The organism is Pseudarthrobacter sp. YAF2 (genome assembly GCF_052113345.1).
Taxonomy (GTDB): domain Bacteria; phylum Actinomycetota; class Actinomycetes; order Actinomycetales; family Micrococcaceae; genus Arthrobacter.
Window position 1 is genome coordinate 1 of record NZ_JBFRDA010000044.1, and the last position, 1,286, is coordinate 1,286.

The following is a 1,286-nucleotide window of genomic DNA, read 5'->3' on the forward strand; positions in this document are numbered from 1 at the left end:
CCGGTGTAGCCGTCGCGGGTTTCGGCGATGTGGCGGATGCGGGTGCGGCAGGCGTACCAGCCGGCGATCATGAGGATGGAGGCGATGGCGGTGACGAGCATGGTCAGGGGTGAGTCGATGAAGACCATGATGAGGACGCCGATGAGGAAGAGCAGGGAGAGGTAGCCGGTGTAGGGGGCGCCGAACATGCGGAAGGTGGGGCGGGTGACCCAGCCTTTGTCGGCCCAGCGTTTGAGTTGGATTTGGCACAGGACGATGGTGGCCCAGGTCATGATGATGCCGACGGAGGCGATGTTCAGGACGATTTCGAAGGCGTCGGYGGGGACGAGGTAGTTCAGGGGGACGCCGAGGAGGGAGACGGTGGCGGTGATGGCGATGCCGCCGTAGGGGACGCCTGCTTTGTTCATGCGGGAGGCGAATTTGGGGGCGGAGCCGTTGACGGACATGGAGCGCAGGATCCGGCCGGTGGAGTAGAGTCCGGCGTTCAGGGAGGACAGGGCGGCGGTGAGGACGACGAGGTTCATGATGACGTCSACGCCTTGGAMGCCGATGGAGCCGAAGAAGGTGACGAAGGGGCTGACGCCTTTTTGGTAGGAGGTGAAGGGCAGCAGGAGGGCGAGGAGGATGACGGAGCCGACGTAGAACACGGCGATGCGGAAGACCACGGAGTTGATGGCTTTGGGCATGATTTTTTCGGGGTTTTCGGTTTCGCCGGCGGCGGTGCCGACGAGTTCGATGGAGGCGTAGGCGAACAGGACGCCTTGCATGAGGATGATCATGGGCAGCAGGCCGTTGGGGAAGATCCCGCCGTTATCGGACAGGAGGCTGATGCCGACCGGCTGGCCGGAGACGGGGGTGCCGAAGATGACGAAGTAGGTGCCGATGATCAGGAACGCGACGAGGGCTGCGACCTTGATCAGGGCGAACCAGAATTCCATTTCGCCGAAGACTTTCACGGAGACCAGGTTCAGGGCGAGGACGACGATCAGGGCGGTCAGYGCCCAGGCCCACTGCGGGACCTCGGCCATCCAGGGGATGTAGTTGCCGAAGAAGTGCATGTAGAGGGCGGCGGCGGTGATGTCCACGATGGTGGTGGTGGCCCAGTTGATCCAGTAGAACCAGCCGGAGACGAACGCGGCTTTTTCGCCGAAGAATTCGCGGGCGTAGGAGACGAAGGAGCCTGAGGAGGGCCGGTGCAGGACCAGTTCGCCCAGGGCGCGCAGGATCAGGAACGCGAAGAACCCGCACACGGCGTACGCGATGACCAGGGACGGGCCCGCGGCGTT

1 protein-coding gene is annotated in these 1,286 nt (G+C 63.8%); it reads right to left on the bottom strand.

Annotated elements, in window-relative coordinates:
- Nucleotides 1-1,286, bottom strand: a 1,286-nt coding sequence (locus AB4Y79_RS21600) for an amino acid permease (RefSeq protein ID WP_441866247.1), incomplete at both ends; no start/stop codon positions are given.